At 63.7% G+C, this 732-nt stretch carries 1 protein-coding gene; it reads left to right on the plus strand.

The window, feature by feature from the left end:
* Nucleotides 1-685, plus strand: a 685-nt coding sequence (locus tag JSS27_19250; protein ID MBS0211087.1) for an alanine--glyoxylate aminotransferase family protein, incomplete at its 5' end; no start/stop codon positions are given.
* Nucleotides 686-732: the final 47 nt, after the last annotated feature.

Consider the following 732-nt stretch of genomic DNA (forward strand, 5'->3'; position numbering starts at 1 on the left):
GGCGCTGCTGTTGGTCGACGCCGTCACCTCGCTGGGAGGCGTGCCGGTCGAAGTCGACGCCTGGGGAATCGACGCGATCTACTCGGGCTCGCAGAAGTGTCTCAGTTGTCCGCCGGGGCTCGCGCCCGTGTCATTTGGTCCGCGCGCCCAGGAAGTGATCACCACGCGCAAGACCAAGATCGCGAGCTGGTACCTCGACGCCTCGATGCTGGCCAAATACTGGGGCCAGGAGCGCGTCTACCATCACACCGCGCCAATCAACATGACCTACGCGCTGTACGAAGCGCTGCGTGTGGTCCTGGAAGAAGGGTTGCCCAAGTCGTTCGAGCGCCATCAAAGGCACCATCGTGCCTTGAAGGCCGGCCTGACGGCGCTGGGCATTCGCTACACGGCCCAGGAAGGACACCAGTTGCCGCAACTGAACGCGGTGAGCGTGCCCGACGGGGTCGACGACGCCAAGGTCCGCGGCGGACTGCTGGAGCGGTTCGGCATTGAAATCGGCGCCGGTCTGGGCGACTTCAAGGGGAAGGTTTGGCGGATCGGCCTGATGGGCCACACGGCCCGGGCCGAGAACGTGCTGACGTTCCTGGCGGCGCTCGAACAGTTGCTAGCCGAGCAATGCTTCAAGTTCACTGCCGGCGCAAGCATCGCGGCGGCGAACGCGTTTTATTCGCAAGCGAAGTAACGCGTGCTCGCATTCAATTTTTTCACCGCAAAGACGCAAAGGGCGCA

Source organism: Planctomycetota bacterium (assembly GCA_018242585.1).
Classification (GTDB): Bacteria; Planctomycetota; Planctomycetia; order Pirellulales; family PNKZ01; genus JAFEBQ01.